The organism is Gluconobacter kanchanaburiensis NBRC 103587 (assembly GCF_007988905.1).
Classification (GTDB): Bacteria; Pseudomonadota; Alphaproteobacteria; order Acetobacterales; family Acetobacteraceae; genus Gluconobacter; species Gluconobacter kanchanaburiensis.
This window is the reverse complement of the sequence record NZ_BJVA01000013.1, coordinates 37,108-57,681: the sequence shown is the minus strand read 5'-3', so window position 1 is coordinate 57,681 and position 20,574 is coordinate 37,108. Positions and strand designations below refer to the sequence as shown.

The window sequence follows — 20,574 nt, the reverse complement described above, 5'->3', positions numbered from 1 at the left end:
GCCCTTACGGAAGGGGCGACGGTTACGGCGCAGGTCAGGGGTGAGGAAAACTGCTGGCGATCCGGCTCGCGAGCTGTTCGACCAGTTCCCGGGTGAGGGCGACTTTCCCGGCGTCGGTAGTGATGTTGCCTTGCGTCGTGAAGGAGCCGCGGCTTCGCAGTATCGGCTGATGTTCATCCGCGGGAATCAGCGCCCAGTCCGCAGCAAGGGACCCCTGACCGCTGCTGTCGATATCCATACGGCTTATATTGACCGCAAGACGGAGCGCCGGGCTCTCCGCCAGAGGCTGGGTCGTGACCATGTAACCCGGCCAGTCCTGTCCCAGTTTCGCTGCCAGAAGATCGGTCACGCCCTGCGATAGGCGACTGGCCCAGCGTCCGTTGGTGCTGCGATCGAGCCTGTCTCCCTGCCGCGTCAGGATATCCTGACTGTCCAGATAATCCGGCAATGCGACATGTGAAACGTTGAGAACCGGCACTGTGGCCGGGATTGCGGCATCAGCCTGCGCGATGGCGGGTGCCCCCAGAGTGTAAAACTGCACAGGCGGAGCCGCGCACCCTGACAGGGCAGCAAGTGCGAGTAGCGTAAGGGACGTTGCGCAACGTGTCATGAGCCGTGTCACGGGTCGGGTCTCCGAAGCTGTCGGGATCGGGTGCAGGGAGAGGGTCACGGGCGGCGTCCAGTCAGGAGAAGCTGCGGGTTGCGCTCAACATCGGTAGCAAATCCGCGCATTGCGGATGCGGCGGCGGCGATATCCCGCAGGCTGGCTTCGAGATTGGCGCGGTCAGCCGAACGGGGAGATGTCATGCTGTCCAGATTGGCCAGACTTTTCGTTGCCTGACGGACGGCGTCATTGGTACTCAGCAGGACCGTGTGCAGCTCTTTTCCGCGCGCATCGAGTTGTGTGGCGCCCGTACTTGCGAGGCGGTCAACGCTGGTGAGCGTATGCGTCAGTGTAGGTTCAAGATCCGTCACTATCTTTCGGGCAGCATCGATCATCTCGCGGCTATGATCCGATGTTTCCCGGACACTTTGCACGAGAGCGGGAAGATCCCGGTCAAGCTGGTCGGACAGCTTGCGCACCGACGCCAGTGTGGCATCCGCGTTCTCGCCAATCTGCCTCAGAGGCAGGTCCTGAAAGCTCTTCGTCATCGCTTCTATGGTTGACTGGCGGGTAGGAATTTCCGTGATCTGCGCGATGTCTGGATGGAGGACAGCCGGGGTGTTGGGCGCGAAGTCTAGATCGATTTCGGAAGAGCCCGTTACGAAGCTTTTGAGATTCATTTCGCCGCGCAGTCCCTGTCTGACGAGCTCGGCCATGTTGGGGCGAGCATGATGACTGCTGTTGGTCAGGACGATGTTGTCTGGACGCATCGTGACGTAGACGGGAATGTAGGCGTCCTTGGTGGCTGGATTGTACTCAATGACGACCCGGTCGACGGCGCCCACCTGCACACCACGGAATGTGACAGGCGATCCGACTGCCAGTCCGGATGATGCACCGTGGAAAATCAGTACGGCTTTTTCCGTCCGGGTGAACGGATGGAAATTACCGAACAGAACGAATGCCGCGACGAGCAGACCCGTCCCTCCGAGGACGAAAGCACCGACAAGAGCCTGCTTGTTCATCACGTGTTTCCTTGCTCGTCGCGTTCGCGGTGCATGAAGGCATGCACCTGGGGATCGGTACAGTGATCGCGCAGGTCACGCGGTGAGCCGTGCGCGATCGGGGTTTTCGTTCTGGCGTCCAGAAAGATGCCGTCATCGGCGATATGGAACAGGCTTGAGAGTTCGTGGCTGACAATCACGATTGTCGCTCCCAGCCCGTCGCGAAGGTTCAGGATTAGATCGTCAAGTCTCGCGGACGTGATGGGATCGAGACCGGCGGACGGTTCGTCGAAAAAAAGGATATCCGGATCAAGCGCGAGCGCTCGCGCGAGGCCAGCGCGTTTGCGCATCCCGCCACTGATTTCGGACGGATAGAGATCAATGGCCTGGAGCATCCCGACAAAACCGAGTTTCAGCTCGACAAGCCTGCGGATGACGTCCGGTTTGAGGTCCGTGAACATCTGGAGTGGCAGGGCGATATTTTCGCCAATCGTCATGGAACTCCACAACGCGCCGCTTTGGAACAGGACGCCAAAACGATGGTTGAGCTCCGTCCGGTGCGCCTCGTTCCCGGCCCAGTAGTCCTCGTCTCCGACATGGTATGCGCCCTCGGCAGGTCGCAGAAGGCCGATCATGCTTTTGAGAAGGGTGCTCTTGCCGCACCCTGAGCCGCCCATAACCGCGAAAATACTGCCCTTGCGGACATCCAGGGAAATATTCTTCTGGATGACTTTGGGACCGAAGGCGAGCGTAACGTCACGCAGGGAAAGGACGGTCTGATCGGGCATCTCGGTCATATTCCCATCACGTCTGCTATGACCGCGAAAATGGCGTCGATCGCGATGACACCCACGATTCCGACCACCACTGCCCGGGTCGCGGCGATGCCGACATCGGCGGCGGAGCGACCAGCCTTGAGCCCGATCCGGCAACTGGTCAGACCGATGAAAGCTCCGAATACGAGACTTTTGACGAAACCGAACATGAACTGTCCGACGCCGAAGGCCGTGACGGTCTGATGGAAATATCCTGCTGCGGTGATGTCGAGCATCGAAATGGACACGACGAACCCGCCCAGCATGCCAATGAGACATCCGTACAGATACAGGAAGGGCATGGTGATGATAAGCGACAGGACCGCTGGGAGGATCAGGTACGTCGATGTCGGGATACCGAAGACGTTCAGGGCGTCTATTTCCTCGTTACCCTGCATCGTGGAAATGCGCGCAGCATATGCGCCGCCCGTCCGGCCCGCCATGATGATGGCGGTCATGACGGCGGCCATTTCCCGCACCATTGCGATCCCGACCAGACTTGCGACATAGATCCCGGCGGCGAATTTCTGGAGTTCCACCGCGCCGACAAACGCGAGAATGGCTCCGACCAGGAAATTGACGATGCCCACGATCAGAAGGGCGTAGGGGCCCGCATCACTGGTGTTGGACAGCAGGTCGATCATGCGCATCCGGCTCCGTCCGAGAACGGTCTGGACGGCGCCTTTCGCGGTCAGTGCCCCCAGTTCGGATACGATTCCCACTTCCGTCACGGAAGCGATGGTGTGAGCGCCGATTTTTTCCAGAAATGTCTTGTGGCCCGACGGGTGGTGAACCGGTTCGTCAGGGGCGTCCGGTAGCAGCTCAAGGAGCTGACGCATGGGCGGGGACAGGGACTGAACATCCAGACTGATCCCTGCATCATGGGCGACGCGCTTGAGATCCCATAGGAAGGCAATTAGCCCGGTGTCCCAGTCCCGCACCTCCGACGTCTGAAACGTAAGAAGTGCGCCCGGCGCTTTGTGAAGCCCGTCTTTGGGGAAAACGGGAATATTGCCTGTCCTGGCCTGCCATGTTCCGCTGAGTACCATGACCGGGGCAGCATGCTGTCCTTCCAGGCGCCATTGTGGTGTGGCGCTCTGACGAGGTGCGGCCTCCGTCATGAGTTCGGCAGCTCCCAGAGCAGCATCTCCGTCCGGCGGAAGAGAAGGGAAGACCTTGGGGGCACTGGCACGTCACTACAACTGGCTGGAAATTGCGGGAAAGCACGGAAAGAAAGGAGCCTAAGCGTCCTGCAGCTTCACCTTATCGGGTGTAGATGAAAGATCAATGCTCTTGTTCGGTACGGGCGCTCGACCAGCCTTAATATACATGGTGTGTGTAATTCTGATATGCTCCCACTGTCACGATATGGAACCGGCTCCTGTTTATGGTCATCAAACTCTCTTTGATTGTCCCTTTTTATAACGAAGAAGCTGCAATCAGCCATTTCGTGAATGGTATTTTGCCCGTGTTGGACGCCATGGCGGGGACTGAATGGGAAATTTTATGTGTAGATGATGGCAGTAGTGATGACACACTTCGTAAACTGATAAGCCTTTCGGAAACTGACGCGCGCTTCAGGGTTCTGGAATTGTCGCGCAATTTCGGAAAGGAAGCCGCTCTGACTGCGGGGCTCGATGCAGCGAGCGGTGATGCGGTGGTCATCATTGATGCTGATCTTCAGGATCCGCCGGATATGATCCCACAGATGGTAAGATCATGGCGTGACGGGGCGGAAGTCGTACTCGGCCGACGCATCGACCGGTCCAGTGACAGTATGCTCAAACGCAAAACGGCGCTCTGGTTCTATTCACTTCACAACCGTCTCGCCCATATCCGGATTCCTGAAAATGTCGGCGATTTCAGACTGATGGATCGCTGTGTCGTAGAGGCGCTCAAAAGATTGCCTGAGCGGCAGCGCTTCATGAAAGGTCTTTTTGCCTGGGTCGGCTTCCGCACGGTCACACTTGACTATGTAAGAGCGCCGAGAGCCGCAGGCCTGACAAAATTCTCGGGCTATTCCCTGTGGAATTTTGCGCTGGAAGGATTCACAAGTTTTTCTTCCGCGCCCATCAGGCTCTGGACATATCTGGGAACGGTGGGCGCCCTGCTTGCTATTCTCTATGCGCTCTTCATCGTGTTCCGGACGATCGTCTGTGGCAATCCTGTACCTGGTTACGCATCCCTGTTCGTGGCGATTATCTTTTTCAGCAGCGTCCAGATCATCAGTATCGGCATGCTGGGGGAGTATATTGGTCGGATCTATATGGAAACGAAGCAGCGGCCGATCTATGTCTTGCGCCGCACATACTGAACAAATTAAGCGACCCGGTTTTTACCTCTTCAGTTCATCCTGTTGATTCTGAGCCGAAGAAGACCGACCCCAAGCAGACGGGGATCGTGGCCGACGCGGGTAGGGTTGCTGATCCTCAGTTGCATATGGGCTATATGCGTTTCTGAAGGGACCGAGAACGTCGCGTTGTAGTCCGCGTCTTCCGAACCCACGGTCCATTGGGCAATGTCCGTTCCGTTTATGCTGACACCCACGTGCTGGATCATGCCTGGCGTGGCATGGAGCCGGAGTATCACAGTGGCCGTGTGTATATCGGAGGGCAGGTGAAAATACAGTGAAGGATCCTGCGTGTCACTCCATACCCCCCATGGTTCCAGACCGGACCACCCGCTTTGCAGGATTTCTTGATGTTCTGACTTCGTGCTGGACATGACGATGTCATTATCAACAGGAAAGAGCGGCGCTTCCGGGAGCGTGGCAAGTCCGGGGGGAAGGTGAGAGTCTGCAGAAACGCAGAACGTCTTGTCCTCCATGATCCCGCATCTGGCGTGCTCTTTTGTACTCCAGCGGAGAGCGGTGGTCCGCTGTGAAGGACCAGGTAATATGATGATTGTATCCGCGGTGAGGGGATGTGGCTGTTCGCTGGCGTCAGTGCAGGCAGCCAGAGGCATGGCCCGGGCGGTGTACATTGTATTGACGAATGAATTCTGCAGTGCCGCCGCATAGATCAAGGGCATGACAGCGGGTACGTTTGCACCGTCACATTCAAGCCGGGGGTGAATTTCGATCCGGTTAAAGGGACGCAGAAGTGCAAGAAGCTGCCGGTCCTCTGCCTGTGCAGGATCCAGAAATGCCATTTCCGTCTGACGGTCCGTGTCCCGTAGAGTATACGTATCATACCACTGGAGCGTCATGGCTGTCACGATGATCGCAGGCCATGCACGGGGCCAGGCCCGGCAAAGTCCGTAGACCCCTCCAAGCATCATGGCATAGGCAACCGGCCAGAACATACGGCCTGAAGAGCGCATCTGTTCCGCACCGGGAACATGAAAATGGGTCAGCAATAATAGGACGTGAAAGAAATAGATCCGGTTTGAAAGGGCGATGGCTGTCAGACAGGCCAGTGCCAGAAACAGTCCGGCATGCTCTTTCGCAGCCTGCATCAGTAGTCCCCGTCCCTGGCGTGTAGCGAGGGTCATTCCAAGAAGCAGCAGCACACCTGCCCCGAGATACTGATATCCTTCATACTGACCGCCGGTGGCATCTGTGGATGCCTGCGAGACGGACGGAAACAGCTTAGAATGCACTGGCCAGAATGGAGAAGCCAGATTCATCGAATAGAAGCCATAACCGCCTCCGCTTGCAGCGCCCCAATAACCCAGGACTACGCCCAGAAAGAGAATTCCAAGTCCTGAAAAGAGGGTCACAAACGTCGCTTTGGCGCAGGCTTTCCAGCTTCGTTCACGGAGAAGAAGGGTCAAGGGAACGGCACCGAGCAGGGCGGCCGTCATTACCATCAAATAGGGATGGATCAGGAATGTCAGAAGTGTAAGAGCGCCCAATATCGAAACTGCACGTAGATCCGAAGGAGTGCGTGAAGCCCGGAAATACAGCCCGACTGCAAGGAGGAGGATCCACTGTCCGCAGAGCGCGGCATGACCGATCCGGAACAGGAAAGTCGGAAAACAGGCACTGAATACCGCTGCCGCGACACAAGGTAGCAGCCTTTTTTCCCCCATTGAGCGCAAGGCGAACACCGCACAAACTGGCTGCAGTGTCCAGCACAGCACAAGATAGAGCGTCACACCCTGCATCATGGTCGGGAAAAAAGGATGAACCAGCTTCAGAAGCAGTGCATCGAGCGGAATACTATCCGTTAAGGCGATGTTTGTTCCCGCTGGGGCATCGAGCTTGCTCGCTACAAGAAGAGGCCAGTGCCATGGCTCCTGCAGGAAATAGATCTGCCCGATAATGTGCTGAAGGAAATCGCCGTGATTTTCAAGAATAGATGGCGGTGTCCCTCCGCGAAGCAGTTTCAGGGGAAAACAGTTCAGAGCCTGAAAAATGCCAAGAGCCAGCGCCAGGGTATAAGCCATTACGCAGGTCGCAAAAGATGTCGGGACTGGACGTTGTTCAGGCAAAAGGTGGTACTCTTCATGCAGTTGCTTTGGTGGGACCGTGCTTCTTATACATGAGGACGTCACTTTAAACCAAGCAGAGTGCTGGGAGCGGGATCAACGCATCTTCAAGTGCTTGTCTGTCTCCCGAAACGGTCTAGTCTGCAACGTAACTGTTTTCCTGCATCGGGAAGCATTGGAATGATTGTTTGATAGGGCCCCTATGAAGACCAGCAATGTTCTCTGCCGTCGCAGTTTTCTGCTGGGAACGGTGGCCTTCTCAAGCACACAGCTCGCGGCATGCGCTGGGAGGAACGCTCCGTTCGGATCAGTGGAGCGGCTGGTGCATGATGCGGTTCGCGCAGGTGAAACCCCCGGTGCTGTCGTGGTCATCGGACATGATCAGAAAATCGTTTACCGTCTTGTCTACGGCAGACGGGCTTGCGTCCCAGTGCCGGAAGCCCTGACATGGGGAACGCGCTTTGACATGGCGTCCCTGACGAAACCGACCATGACCGCGCTCGCTGTGATGCAACTGGTGGAACAGGGAAGGCTGGGCGTCGATGATCGTGTCAGCCGTTATTTTCCTGAATTTTCCAGTCACGGGAAAGGCGAAATTTCGGTTCGCCTGCTGATGACCCATTATTCGGGCCTCCCTCCCGATCTTCCTCTCGATGATCCGTGGACCGGAAAGGCGGAAGGTATCCGGCGCGCCATGGAATCCGGCTTGATCAATCCACCGGGCGAAAAATTTGTCTACAGCGACATCAACTACATCGTGCTTGGCCTGCTGGTAGAAAAATTGAGTGGCCTGCCTCTCGATCGGTATGCGCAGAGTCATATCCTTGAGCCCCTGGGCATGACAGAATCCTGTTATCGCCCTGCCGAAGAACTGCGGCCGATTACCGCTCCAACCCAGTATGATGAACACGGAGAGATGCTGCGCGGTGTCGTGCATGATCCGACTGCCCGCCGGATGGGCGGTGTCGCGGGCCATGCCGGACTGTTCTCAGACGCGCATGACATGTCAATCTACGCTCAGGCCCTGCTGGACCGTCTTAAAGACCGTTCAAGCCGGTTTCCCCTGCGGCGGGAGACACTGTTGCTCATGATCACGCCCCAGCAGCCTGCCGGAAAGACGGAACTCCGGGGGCTGGGCTGGGACATCGACACCCATTATTCCTCTCCGCGCGGAGATGTATTTTCCAGAAATTCCTTCGGTCATACCGGCTTTACCGGGACGTCACTCTGGATCGACCCTGACAGTGACAGTTATGTCCTGATCCTGACCAACCGGGTTCATCCCTCTGGAGGGCATAGTGTCGTCAGGCTCAGGCATGATGTCGCAACAGCCGCAGGAAGGGCGCTGGGTCTTTCCGTAGAAGCACAGGCTGGTTCAAAAGGAGTCTAGTCCTGATGTCGGCTTCCGACGAAGGGATGAGGCGCTTTCCCAGGACATGTTCCGGGAAAAGCTGAGACAAGAGTACGGACATGTCGGGCGAGGGCGTCACGGTTGGCTGTAATCCGCTCGCCTTCGCGCTGGCGCAGAGTGCCGGGCTGGCTCAGAAGGTCTCCGGCGTATCCGACCTCCCGGGCCATTTCCGCATCCGGGAGGGCTGATAACGGGACGAACTGGACGGGCAGGTTGAGAGTCTGCCCTTTCGTACGGTTCGCTTCTGCCTGAAGCCCAAAAACAGGTAGTGTTCCTGAATTCCCGATCGAAAAGCTTCCAGAGGAACTAAAGCTCCCCGACAGAGACAGGGTCACCGGGCCGGAAATCATGGCGACCAAAGGGTCCGAAACATGCTGGGTACATTGAAGGGCCCGGACATTCTTATCGAATCTGGCCTCCTGTCCGGGGCTCCAGTCCTGAATATGAGATGTGCTGACAACCCCCGTGCGTGTCAGGTCCAGCTCGATACCTGAAACGGCTTCACTGATCGTGACGGGCGTGGGGGAGCCAGTCGTACATCCGCTGACCAGCAGGGCGACAAAAATGGCTGAACCCGAGCAGACGGCCCCCGAAACACGGATCACAGTCCCCTCACTTCAGTCAGAAGCGATTCGAACGTTTCGCCATTGGGCGACGTGCCGGGGATGCCAATCCAGTTCTGCCGTGACAGAAGCCCGTAGGCTTCGTCAGCAATCTGTGTGAACGTGCTCCAGGGCATGAATGTGCGGGTGCCCCAGGTATTGAAGAAAAGCCCCTCGGGATTATAGCCGACGACCGCGATCGCATGACCTCCGACGGGTTTTCTGTCTGAGATGGCATTCCAGTCCCATGTGGCGCCGAGCGGAAGATCCATGAACCCCTGCGGAACCTGCACCCCCGCGAGTACGCCTCCCAGATAGCAGATCCCCCGACGGATCGCGTCCGTATCCTGTGGGTCAATACTGCCGTAGGCGGTGAGGTAATCCAGCGTCTGGCCGGGACGGTGCAGACCCTGACGCAGCCAGAAATTCAGTTCATCAAGCAGGATCGTCCCGTTATCACGCGCTCCAGTCTGCGGATCGAATCCTGTGACGGCCGCATAGTTGTTCAGAACCATGTCTGTCGTCAGCGCAACAAGGCCCTGTGCAGCCTGTGTCCAGGTGGCGGTCAGGGCCGCATGAGCCGCAAATGCACAGCACCCGTAACGGTCATTTCCCCACATTTCATAAGGAACTCCCTCCGACCAGTCCTTTCGGGGGGGCACGACCGGAAGCCGGGCAGCCAGAAGGGGAGCCAGGCGATAGGTACGAGGATCATGACGGGGGGCACGTTTGCCAAGACAACGGGACATGGACAACTCCGGCAAAGCATAAAAAAAGGGCGGCCCCTGTGGAGCCGCCCCAATCCGGGAGGAAGTATGAAAGGCTTCAGAGGCCCTGATAGATCCGGGCGCGGACCATCTCAGGGGACTGCATCACCGGCTGCTCAGGGGCTGCAAGCGGAGCAGATGTGACACCGGCCAGAGCTTCGATCAGCGGGATCATCGCAGCGACAGTCGACATGTAGCCGGCGGTCGAGGGGGAGTAGGCTTTCACGATTGGCGTCGCGATCGCCAGCAGCGTCTGGAGGTCGGTTCCAAGGCTCTTGGCCCAGTCTTTGCCGGTATTGACGGCAATGGCGCCATTCGAGTTGGCTGCGACCTGCGCCGTAACGCTTCTGATCTGGGCGATCAGATTGTCGAACTGCGCCTTGTCCGCAGCGGAAAGGTGGCTTTCCAGATCCGGGATGTTTTCGATCGCCTGAACCGCATAGGCAATGGCTGCAGCATCGTTGCTCAGGGCCTGCGTATCGAAAGTGGTCGTGCTCCCGGTTGTCGTGCAGGCGCTCGTCGAAACGAGAAGAACGACACCGAGGCTCAGACCAATGAGACGTTTATGCATCAGGAAATAGTCCAGTTATAAAAAAAGCCGCTCGAAAGCGGCTGTGAAAATACGGATTTCAAATCTGTGTCTGTCCATCTGTAACGGGACAGCTTCTGCCGGCTCAAAGAGTTATTCGGCGCGGCGGGGAGGCTCCCCGGCTTTCGGATGGGTCGAGACAGCATCCAGCCCAAGCTTTGCCGCGCCCTCGGCACGCGAGGAGCCAAGTGGTACCATGAGGGCCTTGGCGCCCGGCTGATAGGCACTTGTGTTCCAGCCTTTCGCCTGCGCCAGAGCGCTGACGATACGGAACAGCGGCAGCAGCCTGGATGTGTTCGAAGGCGGCTTCCAGAAACGAAGCGCGAGAGCCGCAGCAGCGATAAGAAATGTAATGATTGAAACAATATCACCTGCATATTTCGCGGGCAGATAAGGCAGGATCGTCTGGAACAGGGGCGTCCAGTCCATTGTCGTCTCCGGTTGGAAAAACCGCCTTGGAAGGCGGGCGTGTCAACACACTTTTCCGGTCTAGGCAGGCACGATCGCACGCACCAAGGAGAAAATGTCGTCAAGTCGTAATCAGGATGTCTTAGGCGACTTCAGAACGATGTCACGTGTTTGACGATCCCTGACGAACGCCATACGGTTTCGCATCATCACGCATCTTACAGGCGAATTCATGGCTTTCAATTTCAGGCTTGCCGCAGCACTTGCAGCTTCGGCTTTTTCCGTTTCCGCGCATGCACAGGCGGCGTCCGCGAACCCTTTCTTTTCCGCCAGCACCCTGCCATATCAGGCTCCCCGGTTCGACCAGATCAAGGATGCCGACTACGCACCTGCTTTCGAACGCGGAATGGCGGAGCATCTGCGCGAGATCAGAGCCATCGCCTCAAACCGTGCTGCACCAACGTTCGATAATACCATTGCTGCCATGGAACGTGCCGGTCAGACTCTCAATCGCGTGCAGATGACGTTCTACGGCGTCTACCAGGCCAATACTGATGATGCTCTGGACAAGGTGCAGAGCCAGGAAGCTCCCCGTCTGACAGCTCATGAAGACGAGGTTTATTTGAACGCGAAGCTCTTTGCTCGCGTTAAATCCCTCTACGATCGCCGTGAAACCCTGTCGCTCAACCCGGAGCAGGCCCAGCTTCTCGAGATCTATTACCAGCAGTTCGTACATGCCGGTGCGCAGCTTTCTGCTGCCGATAAAACCAAGTTGCGTGCGATTAACACACGTCTGTCGAACCTTGAGACGCAGTATGAACAGAAGCTGATCGCAAGCGCCAAGGCCGGTGCGCTGATCGTTGACCGCAAGGAGGCACTCGCAGGTCTTGATGACAACGCTGTCGCGTCAGCTGCCAAGGCCGCACAGGAGCGCGGGTTGACCGGGAAATGGGTTATCCCGCTTCAGAACACGACGCAGCAGCCGGTCCTGTCTTCCCTGACCGACCGCGAAACCCGGCAGGCCCTGTTCGAACAGAGCTGGAGCCGCGCGGAGAAGGGCGACGGCAACGATACCCGGGCCACGATTGCCGAACTGGCCGAACTGCGCGCGCAGAAAGCGGCGCTGTTCGGGTATCCGAATTTCGCGGCTTATACCCTGTACGACCAGATGGCGAAGACCCCGGAAGCGGCTGAAAACTTCATGCAGCAGCTCGTCCCGGCGACGCTGGCTGAACAGAAGCGCGAAGCGGACGTGCTTCAGAAGGCAATCCGCAAGGACGGTGGAAAGTTCGACCTGAAACCCTGGGACTGGGAGCATTATTCCGATCAGGTCCGCCGTGCGAAGTACAACCTCGATCAGAACGAAATCAGACCGTATTTCGAACTCAAAACAGTTCTGACAGATGGTGTATTTTTCGCTGCTAACCAGCTTTACGGGATCACCTTTCAGCAGCGGACGGATATTCCGGTCTATCAGCCGGATGTCATGGTCTTCGAAGTGCACGACAAGGACGGCTCCCCGCTCGGGCTGATGTACTTCGATTACTTCAAGCGCGACAACAAATCCGGTGGCGCATGGATGTCCAATTTCGTCGGGCAGTCGAAGCTGCTCGGAACGAAGCCCGTCATCTATAACGTTGCCAACTTCACCAAAGCTGCTCCCGGGCAGCCGCAGCTCATCACGTCCGACGATGTGACGACCATGTTCCACGAATTCGGTCATGCCCTGCATGGCCTGTTCGCAGACCAGACCTATCCGTCACTTTCGGGAACAAGTGTCGCGCGCGATTTCGTGGAATTCCCCTCGCAGTTCAACGAAAACTGGGCTCTCGATCCCAAGGTCCTGTCGCATTATGCCCGCCACTACAAAACCGGCGCGCCCATGCCGGACGCACTGGTAAGCAAGATCCGGAAGGCGTCGCACTTCAATCAGGGATACGCGCTGGGTGAAATCGTGGCGGCCGCGGAACTTGATATGAAATGGCATAGCCTGCCTGCGACAGCCCCGCGTCAGGATGTGGACAAATTCGAAGCGGACGCGCTGAACAGCACGGGTCTGGACGTTGCAGCCGTGCCGCCGCGTTATCGCTCCAGCTACTTCCTCCACATCTGGTCCAACGGATATTCTGCCGGGTACTACGCCTATCTGTGGACCGAAATGCTGGATCAGGACGTGTTCTCCTGGTTCCAGGAACATGGCGGGCTCACGCGTGAAAACGGGCAACGTTTCCGCGACATGATCCTCTCGAAGGGGCACACCATGGATTACGGTCCCATGTTCAAAGCCTTCTACGGCAAGGATCCGGACATCACCCCGATGCTGGTGCATCGCGGCCTCGTCCCGCAACAGGACAAATGAGTGCAGACGGGAGGAGGGGCCAGCCCGCCTCCCGTTTTTCGCAAGACGCAACCGAAAGACGAAGATCCGTGACCTCCTCCGCCAAATCCCGGCCTGCTTCCTCACGCAGCCTGCTGCTTGCCGCCACACTCATCAGCGGCCTGTGTTCTCCTGTTTTCGCGAATACCGAATTGTCCGCGGATATCAGTCCGTCGCGCATGTCGCAGACGATCAAAGTGCTGGCATCAGACGAATTTCAGGGGCGTGCGCCGGGAACTGAAGGGGAGGCGGTGACGGTCCCCTGGCTAATCGAACAATTTAAGGCTCTGGGTCTTGAACCGGCTGGCGAAAACGGTGGCTGGACTCAGACCGTGCCGATGCTTCGGACAAGAACATCGGCCGCGGGTACCGTAAGCGTAAAAACACGCAAAACCACCCTGCCTCTCGTTCAGCTCAAGGACATTTACCTTTCGACACTGCTGCCTGAGGACAGGCTGCGCGTCCAGAATGCGCCCATGGTCTTTGTGGGATACGGCGTTCACGCGCCCGAGCGGCACTGGGATGATTTCAAGGACGTGGATCTGAAGGGCAAGGTCGCGGTCTTCCTCGTCAACGATCCGGATTTCGACGCCACACCCGACGAGCCGGTTTCGGGCCGTTTCGGCGGAAAAACCATGACGTATTACGGCCGCTGGACCTATAAATACGAAGAAGCAGCCCGCCGTGGTGCCGTGGCTGCCCTGATCGTTCATGATACGGCAGGCGCGTCCTATCCCTGGAGCACCGTGATTGCGCCGGGCGGGGAAGCCTATGACGTCGCGCATGCGGCCAGCGAAAGCCGTCCGGTGCCCGTGCAGGGCTGGCTTGAAGGAAAAGCCGCCGATGCCCTGTTCCGGCAGGCTGGACTGGATCTCGCGGCGCTGCGCATCAGGGCACGTTCGGAGGATTTCCGGCCTGTCACTTTGAAACATACGTCCTTCTCCGCTGATCTTCCCGTCACGGTCGACCGGCTGCAAAGCCAGAACGTTCTCGCCAAAATTATGGGTGCCAAATATCCGGATGAAACGGTCATGTTCGGGGCACACTGGGATGCTTACGGGAAAAGCACGGATGCCGCTGGTAAGACCGTCATTCGGCGGGGCGCCATCGATGATGGGTCGGGAATTGCCGCTCTTTTCGAAATTGCCCGGGCTTTCAGGAAGGGGCCAAAACCCGAGCGGACTGTTCGTTTCGCCGCCTGGACAGGGGAGGAAAGGGGTCTTCTGGGATCGGGATGGTATGTCGCGCACCCTCTGGCTCCATTGGACAAGACGGCTGCAAACCTGACGATGGATGTTCTGCAAATGGCGGGACCTGCGCACAATGCGTTCATCATCGGCGCCGGACAGGATACCCTTCAGGACCAGTTTTCTGCTGCTGTAGAACTGCAGGGGCGCACGGCACAGCCTGAGGCCATGCCAGAGCGCGGCGCGTTTTACCGGGCTGACCACCTTCCCTTCGCCCGGGCGGGCGTTCCGGTGCTTGCCGTCATGGATATGGCCGGAAAGTTCGATCTGCTGAAGGGCGGCACGGATGCGGGTGAAAAATGGCTGACAGACTATATGGCCTGTTACCATCAGGCCTGCGATGCCTGGAGCCCCGCCTGGGACGTCAGGGGGGCTGCACAGGATGTGTGGGCGGTATGGAAGGTCGGGCATGATGTTGCGTTCTCGCATGACTGGCCCCAATGGAGTGCGACTTCCGAATTCGCCGCCATTCGTCAGAAAACCATGCAGAAAACCGCACCGGAAACGGCTCAATAAGGCAAATTTCCGGTTCCGTCAGATTTCCCACGGCGGAACCGGTCCATACTGTGCCACCAGAAAATCGATCATGACCCGGATCTTGAGTGGAACATGCGGGGTCGGAGCGTAAACCGCGTGAAGCTCGGGCCCGGTGATTGTTGGTGCATCCAGAGACAGGGCCACGAGCCTGCCGGACTTCAGTTCATCCCAGACGATGAAGGTCGGCTGATAAATGATGCCCTGACCGGCAACGGCCGCTTCACGTAGGACGTCTCCGTTATTGGCGTGCATGGGACCATTGACTGGAACCGTGCGTTCACCATTCGCGCCGAAACTCCAGCGTCCTGTGCTGACGTCTTCCCCTAATGTGTAACCCAGACAATGATGGGTCTGAAGATCAGCGATTGTCAGAGGTAGGCCTCGTTCTTCAAGGTAGGAAGGCGACGCACAGACAACGAAATCGATCCTTGCCAATCGACGCGAGCGTAGGGCACTTGAGGGCATTCGCCCAATGCGCAGCGTCAGATCCCAGCCTTCCGTAATGGGGTCGATCCTTCGGTCATCCAGTCCAAGTTCAACTGTGACAAGAGGGTGTCGACGGCTGAATTCAGACATAATCGGCCCCACATGCCTGATAGCAAAGGAGACGGGTGCGTTCATTCGCAGAAGGCCGCGTGCTTCCTGATTTTCGGCGGAGACTTCCTGTTCCATGTCCTCGAAATCCGAGAGGATTTTCTGGCAACGCACGAGCAGGAGACGTCCTGGTTCAGTCAGGGACAGCCTACGGGTGCTGCGGTGAAACAGTGATACTCCCAGCCTTCCTTCGAGAGTGGCGATATGCTTGGTTACCATGGTTTGCGACAGACCCAGGGAACGGGCAGCCCCCGAAAAACTTCCCTGAGCTACCACCCTTGCGAAAACCTGCATCCCCGTAATGCGATCAAGCATTCGCCTCACACTCCTGGTGTCAGATCATTTCCCGAAATGAGGAATTATTCTTTTCCAGTGGTAAGGGCAACATCTGGCCTTTCTAACCCGGACGAAGGCAGGATCATGACAAGTGAGAAGCAAAAACCGGCCCAGATCCGGCAGCCGACGCTTTTCCTCCCTCACGGGGGAGGACCATGTTTTTTCATGGAATGGGAGAACATCTGGGATCGTATGGCCGCCTACCTTCGTTCTGTGGGAACGGGACTGCCACGCCGACCGGATGCGATTGTGGTCATGTCCGGACACTGGGAAACACCTGGCCTTGTGGCAGGTTCAGCGGCAAAACCGTCCCTGATCTACGATTATTATGGTTTCCCTGCTCATACTTACCAGCTTCAGTATCCTGTCCCGGGCAATCCGTCTCTGGCGGCAAGGGTTATCGCTCTTGCGGCGGAAGCAGGTATCGCTGGTACGGAGGATGCCAAGCGGGGTCTGGACCATGGTGTGTTTATTCCTTTCATGCTCGCCTTTCCGGAAGCCAGTATCCCGGTCGTGGAAATCTCGTTGCCACAGACAATGGATGCGACGGGCGTCATGCGGCTGGGGCAGGCGCTTGAGCCTCTGCGGACTGAGAATATCCTGATTGTTGGGACAGGCATGAGCTACCACAACATGCGTTTTCTCATGCGTCCTGACAGGACGTCGAATGAACGATCTGTGGAGTTCGACAGATGGTTGCGTGACACTGTCGAAGCACCTTCCGATCTTCGCAGTAGCAGGCTTCTGGACTGGGGCAATGCTCCGTTCGCCCGCGACTGCCATCCGGAACCAGAACACCTGCTTCCCCTGCTGTTCGCTGCCGGGGCTGCGGGAACCGACCCTGGCCATTGCGTTTACAGCGATGTCGTCATGGGCAAAGCCCTGTCCGGCTTCCGGTTTGGCTGACTTATTTTGTTTTCAACTAAGGATCATGATACCATGAACATGCGTTTCTTCACGAATATCAGCGCCGCATTTGCCGTCGCTCTTCTGTCTTCATCAGCTTTCGCTGCGACGGCATCCTCAGACGTTTCGTCCGGATCCTACGTGGTAGAAAGCAGCCACACGCAGATCGGCTTTTCCGTTCTGCATTTCGGCTTCACCTATTATTCCGGTCAGTTTTCCGGCGTGACGGGCACGCTCCAGCTTGATGCGGCACATCCTGAAGCCTCCTATCTGAATGTAACCATTCCGGTTTCGAGCGTTTCCACCACGAGCACTGTGCTGACAGGCGAGCTCAAGGAAGCGGATTGGTTCGACGTTGCGAAATATCCGGATGCGACATTTGTTTCCACACAGGTTCGTAAAACCAGTGCCGACGAAGCCCTCGTAACCGGTAATCTGACCCTACATGGTGTGACCCATCCTGAAGTCCTGCATGTCCATTTCGTCGGGGCTGGCGTTAATCCGATGGACAAAGCCTACACGGTCGGTTTTCAGGCAGAGGCGACAATCCATCGTAGCGATTTCGGTGTGAAAAAATATGTTCCCTATGTCGGCGATGACGTGAAGCTGACGATCGCAGGCGCTTTTGAAAAGAGTGCCGCGAAATAAAGTTTGCTCGAACAAAAAAACGGCCCATGCAAATGGGCCGTTTTTTATAGGTTATCCTATCCTGAAAATCAGTTTGACTTACGGACTTTCCAGCCAGTTTCCTGAAGAAGGAAACCCAGAACGACAGCGATGCCAATTCCGATTACCAGCGGAAAAAAAGCAGTTCGGAACTGTTCCATCGTCTCCGGCGCATTCTTTCCCATCAGGGCGGAAACGAGTGGGGACATAATGCCCGTCGTACCGAAAACAAGAAAATTCATGACGCCCGCGGCCGTTCCCTTGACCTCCGGTGGGTTCACTTCCTTCATCGAGGAAAACGGAATCATCGCCGCGCCGGATGCGATGCCCATGATCAGCGCGACGGAATAATGCGGCAGAACGCCGACTGGAACATAAAGGGCGCATAGCGAAGCCGCCAGCAGAACCAGCGCGCCGCCGATCAGTACGGGTTTGCGACGGCCGATCCGGTCAGAAATCCATCCCAGCAGTGGACATCCGATCACCCAGCCGATGGGAACCATTGAGACGTCAGTTGCTGCAAAGCCCATGGTCGTATGCTCGCCCTTGCTGAGCATCAGCGCCCCCCAGCCCAGAGCTCCGATCGTCGTCGGAACAAACAGCAGACCTCCGGCAAGACCCGCGATCCAGCTCTGGGGATTGGAAAAGATGATTTTGAAAGGGCGCAGCAGATTTGCGACCGAAAAATCACCGTGGTGGTGGGCGCTGTCACCCGTGTCGCGCGGCATGACAAAAAAGACCGCTACCGCCAGCAGCAGACCGATCACGCCAAAGCCCAGCCAGACGGATTGCCAGGGAATATGGAATGAACCATGCGGATCAATCAGGATGCGCGTTGGCTTGGAGCCGAATGCAGCGCCGGCCATGCCCATGCACTGTGTCAGCCCGACAAACAGCGCAAGCGTCCGTGCAGGGAGATAACGCGCGGCCACATAGGACGCACCAACGAACGCGCAGATCGCTCCAATGCCCTGTATGACGTAGCCGCCGATCCCGGCAGCGAGACTACCCTGACTGAAGATCAGACATCCCACGCCGGTCACTGCAATGAACATCGGCATGATGGCATGGGCGCCATACCGGTCCAGTAGCACACCGACCGCGAGAGCCATCAGCGCATAGACGATATAGTAGGACGCGATCATCAGACCTAGATGGCTGTTGCCCCAGGCCCGGGTCAGTTCATCCTGCATGATGCCAGGGGCAGAGCGGATGGCGTACTGGTAAAAATAGAACAGGGCGCAGAGAAACCACGACAGCACGTAAAGTGGCTGAAGTGTCTGCGGTTGCACTGATGCCGATGGTGGCGCCTGTGTTGTGGTGCCGGACATGAAATTCTCCTGGGTGTCAGGGGCGTAAGGATTATGAAAAGGTTTCGGCCAGTCCTGAGTAGGATCTCCGGGAAGATCGGTGCTTCCCTGACATCACTGCTGGAACGGGTAGTAGCGGAAGGTCACGTATACGGTATGCCCGTAGGTTGTGGGATCGACAGCATGATCCGCACCGTCATTACCCTTGAAGGCAAACTTGCGGATGTAAGTGTACTGAAGGCCGCCCATGACACTGCCGTAATGACCGTCCAGAAAGTGCCACCATCCACCGGCAGTCAGGGAAGCCAGTGTTCTGGTCTGGGCCGAGCATGTTCCAAATTCATAATCACATCCGGACAGATTCAGATCGGTTGCGCCGTAACCGTGCTGCAAACCATCCGCGCCCAGATAGGTGCGTCGGCCAGCGCTCTCGACGCCGCCATAGGTGTAGAGCAGCACTGAACGTGCAGGGTGGCCCACGAGCCCGAGAGAGCCCATGATCTCGGGGACCGGACTGGGGTTGCCGTTATGATCGAACGTGGTGTCGGGGATGAGGCTCGGTCCGTAACGGCCGACGCCCTGGCCAGCAAGGACGTTGCCTGTCAACTGAAGGCGGTCTGTTCCCAGCGGAACTGTCATTCCCGCGCCAACGCCGCCCCCAAACTGCGTACTCTTGTGGGTATGGTTTTCTCCGGCAGGCTGTACGAGCCCCCGGAACCAGCGGGCCAGTCCGAAAACCTCATAATGCCCAAAAGACGTATCGACCGCTGTTTTAAGAACGATATCCGGAGCCGGATTGTAACTGTATTGCGTATTCGGATTAAGCAGTACGCCTCCGCTATTGGCATAGTAGACGCGTGGACCAGACAGACGGCCATAGGCCGCCGGAAGTGTTCCGCCAGAACTGAGGGCATCCGAGAAACCGACTGTCGCCTGCGGGTCTTCAATCGACAACGCCAGCCAGTATTTCTTGTCCCAGTCCTTGGCGATGCGGATCTGGGGCACACGGGTGAAAGTGATTCCGGGGATCTGGTTATTGTCCGTCACCGCAGGAAGTTGCTCCTGACGGGGGATAACACCCTTCGCGTAATTGGTCGTTAGGCTCCAGGCCTGACCCATGAGCAGATGAAAGCCCCAGTCTTTTTGCGTGAATGTGAAATATCCCTGCCGAAGACGAGGCGTGTAACCATTGATCTGTACGCTGTTTGTAGTGCCACCCGATCCACCGAAATCTGCCTCCACATAGGCCTGAAGGCGCACCGCTTTTGTCGGATTGGCCTCGAGAAGCGTCGAAAACCGGGTGAGCTGCGCAGAGAAGCGCTCTTCGCTTAGTCCGTGATTGGGGCTGTTGGCATAAGGGAAATTATTCCACGCGGTCGCCGGTCCGCTGGTCATGTTCGAACTTCTCCAGATATTGGAAAAGTCGATGAAGCCGCCCAGCCGGACAGTCAGGTTGCCGATCTGGAAAATGGGAGGCAGATGATCCACTTCGGTCTGAGTAATCGCAAGCGGGCTCGATGAAGTCAGATCGATGCTGGTGCGGTGTGCCTCATTCCGCTGATTGCCCAGCCACTGGAAAAGGGGTGAGGGGGTCTGGTGGGCGGACACAGGGACTGGTCCGGGTGCCGAGGAATCGCCAGCTTTTCGCGCTGGTGCAAAGCTTGCTGTTGAAGGTGACGGAGTGGACAGGCCTGCGGGAACGCCCCGATGTGTCATGTCAGGTCCAGCCCCAAGACGCGCTGTTTCGATCCGGGAGGGAGATTTATGGACCGGATCGGCCCTCAGGGAAGCCGAGCGTGCGCTATGAGGGGCAACAGAGGCATGCCGCCTCTGTTCGATGGCATGAAGCCGTCCTTCCAGTACACGCATTTCCGCTTTGATGGCGGCGAGTTCCTGATCATCGGCGCTCTGTGCCGACGCAGTGGCAGGGAAAGTCCCGAAGACCATGGCACCCAGAAGCAGTCTGTATC

Annotated in this window: 18 protein-coding genes; 6 read left to right on the top strand and 12 right to left on the bottom strand. The window is 57.5% G+C overall.

Features of this window, described 5'->3' with window-relative positions:
* Positions 1-34: 34 nt before the first annotated feature.
* Genes GKA01_RS10440 through GKA01_RS10425 form a run of 4 tightly spaced genes read right to left on the bottom strand, consistent with a single transcriptional unit; the run spans position 35 to position 3,472 of the window.
* Positions 35-670 carry a PqiC family protein gene (locus tag GKA01_RS10440; protein WP_244289201.1) on the bottom strand — a complete coding sequence of 212 codons (636 nt, stop codon included), beginning with the start codon at positions 668-670 and terminating at the stop codon, positions 35-37.
* Entirely contained in the window at positions 667-1,629 is a 963-nt protein-coding gene (locus GKA01_RS10435; protein WP_146862561.1) for an MlaD family protein, read from the bottom strand. The genes GKA01_RS10440 and GKA01_RS10435 overlap by 4 nt, the downstream gene beginning before the upstream one ends.
* Positions 1,629-2,396, bottom strand: coding sequence for an ABC transporter ATP-binding protein (locus GKA01_RS10430; protein ID WP_146862600.1), 768 nt, complete (start codon positions 2,394-2,396; stop codon positions 1,629-1,631). Before GKA01_RS10430 ends, GKA01_RS10435 begins: the two co-directional genes overlap by 1 nt.
* 5 nt (positions 2,397-2,401) lie before the next feature.
* The gene (locus tag GKA01_RS10425) at positions 2,402-3,472 is read right to left on the bottom strand and encodes an MlaE family ABC transporter permease (RefSeq protein ID WP_371859271.1); all 1,071 of its coding nucleotides are present in this window, start codon (positions 3,470-3,472) and stop codon (positions 2,402-2,404) included.
* A gap of 338 nt (positions 3,473-3,810) precedes the next feature.
* Between GKA01_RS10425 and GKA01_RS10420 the strand changes: the two genes are divergently transcribed.
* The gene (locus tag GKA01_RS10420) at positions 3,811-4,737 is read left to right on the top strand and encodes a glycosyltransferase family 2 protein (protein ID WP_146862555.1); all 927 of its coding nucleotides are present in this window, start codon (positions 3,811-3,813) and stop codon (positions 4,735-4,737) included.
* Between the two features lie 29 nt (positions 4,738-4,766).
* On the opposite strand, the gene GKA01_RS10415 is transcribed toward GKA01_RS10420, so the two are convergent.
* On the bottom strand, positions 4,767-6,812 hold the full coding sequence (locus GKA01_RS10415; RefSeq protein WP_146862552.1) for a DUF6311 domain-containing protein: 2,046 nt from the start codon (positions 6,810-6,812) through the stop codon (positions 4,767-4,769).
* 244 nt (positions 6,813-7,056) lie between these two features.
* Between GKA01_RS10415 and GKA01_RS10410 the strand changes: the two genes are divergently transcribed.
* A complete protein-coding gene (locus GKA01_RS10410; protein ID WP_146862549.1) occupies positions 7,057-8,244 on the top strand; it encodes a serine hydrolase domain-containing protein in 1,188 nt (395 codons plus the stop codon).
* Here GKA01_RS10410 and GKA01_RS10405 read toward each other — a convergent pair.
* The 4 genes from GKA01_RS10405 to GKA01_RS10390 all read right to left on the bottom strand — a co-directional run bounded on the left by GKA01_RS10405 (position 8,241) and on the right by GKA01_RS10390 (position 10,652).
* Positions 8,241-8,870 carry a hypothetical protein gene (locus tag GKA01_RS10405; RefSeq protein WP_146862546.1) on the bottom strand — a complete coding sequence of 210 codons (630 nt, stop codon included), beginning with the start codon at positions 8,868-8,870 and terminating at the stop codon, positions 8,241-8,243. The genes GKA01_RS10410 and GKA01_RS10405 overlap by 4 nt on opposite strands.
* A complete protein-coding gene (locus tag GKA01_RS10400) occupies positions 8,867-9,616 on the bottom strand; it encodes a C1 family peptidase (protein ID WP_146862543.1) in 750 nt (249 codons plus the stop codon). Before GKA01_RS10400 ends, GKA01_RS10405 begins: the two co-directional genes overlap by 4 nt.
* A 76-nt stretch (positions 9,617-9,692) precedes the next feature.
* Entirely contained in the window at positions 9,693-10,205 is a 513-nt protein-coding gene (locus GKA01_RS10395) for a hypothetical protein (protein WP_146862540.1), read from the bottom strand.
* 111 nt (positions 10,206-10,316) lie between these two features.
* Positions 10,317-10,652 carry a hypothetical protein gene (locus GKA01_RS10390; RefSeq protein ID WP_146862537.1) on the bottom strand — a complete coding sequence of 112 codons (336 nt, stop codon included), beginning with the start codon at positions 10,650-10,652 and terminating at the stop codon, positions 10,317-10,319.
* 211 nt (positions 10,653-10,863) lie between these two features.
* Between GKA01_RS10390 and GKA01_RS10385 the strand changes: the two genes are divergently transcribed.
* A complete protein-coding gene (locus GKA01_RS10385; protein WP_146862534.1) occupies positions 10,864-12,990 on the top strand; it encodes a M3 family metallopeptidase in 2,127 nt (708 codons plus the stop codon).
* Positions 12,991-13,058: 68 nt separating this feature from the next.
* A complete protein-coding gene (locus GKA01_RS10380) occupies positions 13,059-14,771 on the top strand; it encodes a M28 family metallopeptidase (RefSeq protein ID WP_371859270.1) in 1,713 nt (570 codons plus the stop codon).
* An 18-nt stretch (positions 14,772-14,789) separates the two neighbouring features.
* Here the strand turns inward: GKA01_RS10380 and GKA01_RS10375 are convergent, their stop codons facing one another.
* Positions 14,790-15,701, bottom strand: a complete 912-nt coding sequence (locus GKA01_RS10375; RefSeq protein ID WP_146862531.1) for a LysR family transcriptional regulator — start codon at positions 15,699-15,701, stop codon at positions 14,790-14,792.
* 186 nt (positions 15,702-15,887) lie between these two features.
* Here GKA01_RS10375 and GKA01_RS10370 point away from each other — a divergent pair, with 186 nt between their 5' ends.
* Positions 15,888-16,628, top strand: a complete 741-nt coding sequence (locus tag GKA01_RS10370) for a DODA-type extradiol aromatic ring-opening family dioxygenase (RefSeq protein ID WP_456305908.1) — start codon at positions 15,888-15,890, stop codon at positions 16,626-16,628.
* Positions 16,629-16,661: 33 nt separating this feature from the next.
* Complete coding sequence (locus GKA01_RS10365; protein ID WP_371859269.1) at positions 16,662-17,276, top strand: YceI family protein; 615 nt, start codon at positions 16,662-16,664, stop codon at positions 17,274-17,276.
* A gap of 68 nt (positions 17,277-17,344) precedes the next feature.
* Here the strand turns inward: GKA01_RS10365 and GKA01_RS10360 are convergent, their stop codons facing one another.
* On the bottom strand, positions 17,345-18,625 hold the full coding sequence (locus GKA01_RS10360) for an MFS transporter (RefSeq protein ID WP_146862525.1): 1,281 nt from the start codon (positions 18,623-18,625) through the stop codon (positions 17,345-17,347).
* Positions 18,626-18,718: 93 nt separating this feature from the next.
* Complete coding sequence (locus tag GKA01_RS10355; protein ID WP_167506358.1) at positions 18,719-20,551, bottom strand: hypothetical protein; 1,833 nt, start codon at positions 20,549-20,551, stop codon at positions 18,719-18,721.
* Positions 20,552-20,574 lie beyond the last annotated feature (23 nt).

Bases quoted from the DNA above. Each gene is read 5' to 3' on its own strand.
- GKA01_RS10435 (WP_146862561.1), bottom strand. From the start codon at position 1,629: ATGAACAAGCAGGCTCTTGTCGGTGCTTTCGTCCTCGGAGGGACGGGT.
- GKA01_RS10430 (WP_146862600.1), bottom strand. From the start codon at position 2,396: ATGCCCGATCAGACCGTCCTTTCCCTGCGTGACGTTACGCTCGCCTTC.
- GKA01_RS10425 (WP_371859271.1), bottom strand. From the start codon at position 3,472: ATGGTACTCAGCGGAACATGGCAGGCCAGGACAGGCAATATTCCCGTT.
- GKA01_RS10420 (WP_146862555.1), top strand. From the start codon at position 3,811: ATGGTCATCAAACTCTCTTTGATTGTCCCTTTTTATAACGAAGAAGCT.
- GKA01_RS10415 (WP_146862552.1), bottom strand. From the start codon at position 6,812: ATGGCTTATACCCTGGCGCTGGCTCTTGGCATTTTTCAGGCTCTGAAC.
- GKA01_RS10410 (WP_146862549.1), top strand. From the start codon at position 7,057: ATGAAGACCAGCAATGTTCTCTGCCGTCGCAGTTTTCTGCTGGGAACG.
- GKA01_RS10400 (WP_146862543.1), bottom strand. From the start codon at position 9,616: ATGTCCCGTTGTCTTGGCAAACGTGCCCCCCGTCATGATCCTCGTACC.
- GKA01_RS10395 (WP_146862540.1), bottom strand. From the start codon at position 10,205: ATGCATAAACGTCTCATTGGTCTGAGCCTCGGTGTCGTTCTTCTCGTT.
- GKA01_RS10390 (WP_146862537.1), bottom strand. From the start codon at position 10,652: ATGGACTGGACGCCCCTGTTCCAGACGATCCTGCCTTATCTGCCCGCG.
- GKA01_RS10385 (WP_146862534.1), top strand. From the start codon at position 10,864: ATGGCTTTCAATTTCAGGCTTGCCGCAGCACTTGCAGCTTCGGCTTTT.
- GKA01_RS10375 (WP_146862531.1), bottom strand. From the start codon at position 15,701: ATGCTTGATCGCATTACGGGGATGCAGGTTTTCGCAAGGGTGGTAGCT.
- GKA01_RS10370 (WP_456305908.1), top strand. From the start codon at position 15,888: ATGGAATGGGAGAACATCTGGGATCGTATGGCCGCCTACCTTCGTTCT.
- GKA01_RS10365 (WP_371859269.1), top strand. From the start codon at position 16,662: ATGAACATGCGTTTCTTCACGAATATCAGCGCCGCATTTGCCGTCGCT.
- GKA01_RS10360 (WP_146862525.1), bottom strand. From the start codon at position 18,625: ATGTCCGGCACCACAACACAGGCGCCACCATCGGCATCAGTGCAACCG.
- GKA01_RS10355 (WP_167506358.1), bottom strand. From the start codon at position 20,551: ATGGTCTTCGGGACTTTCCCTGCCACTGCGTCGGCACAGAGCGCCGAT.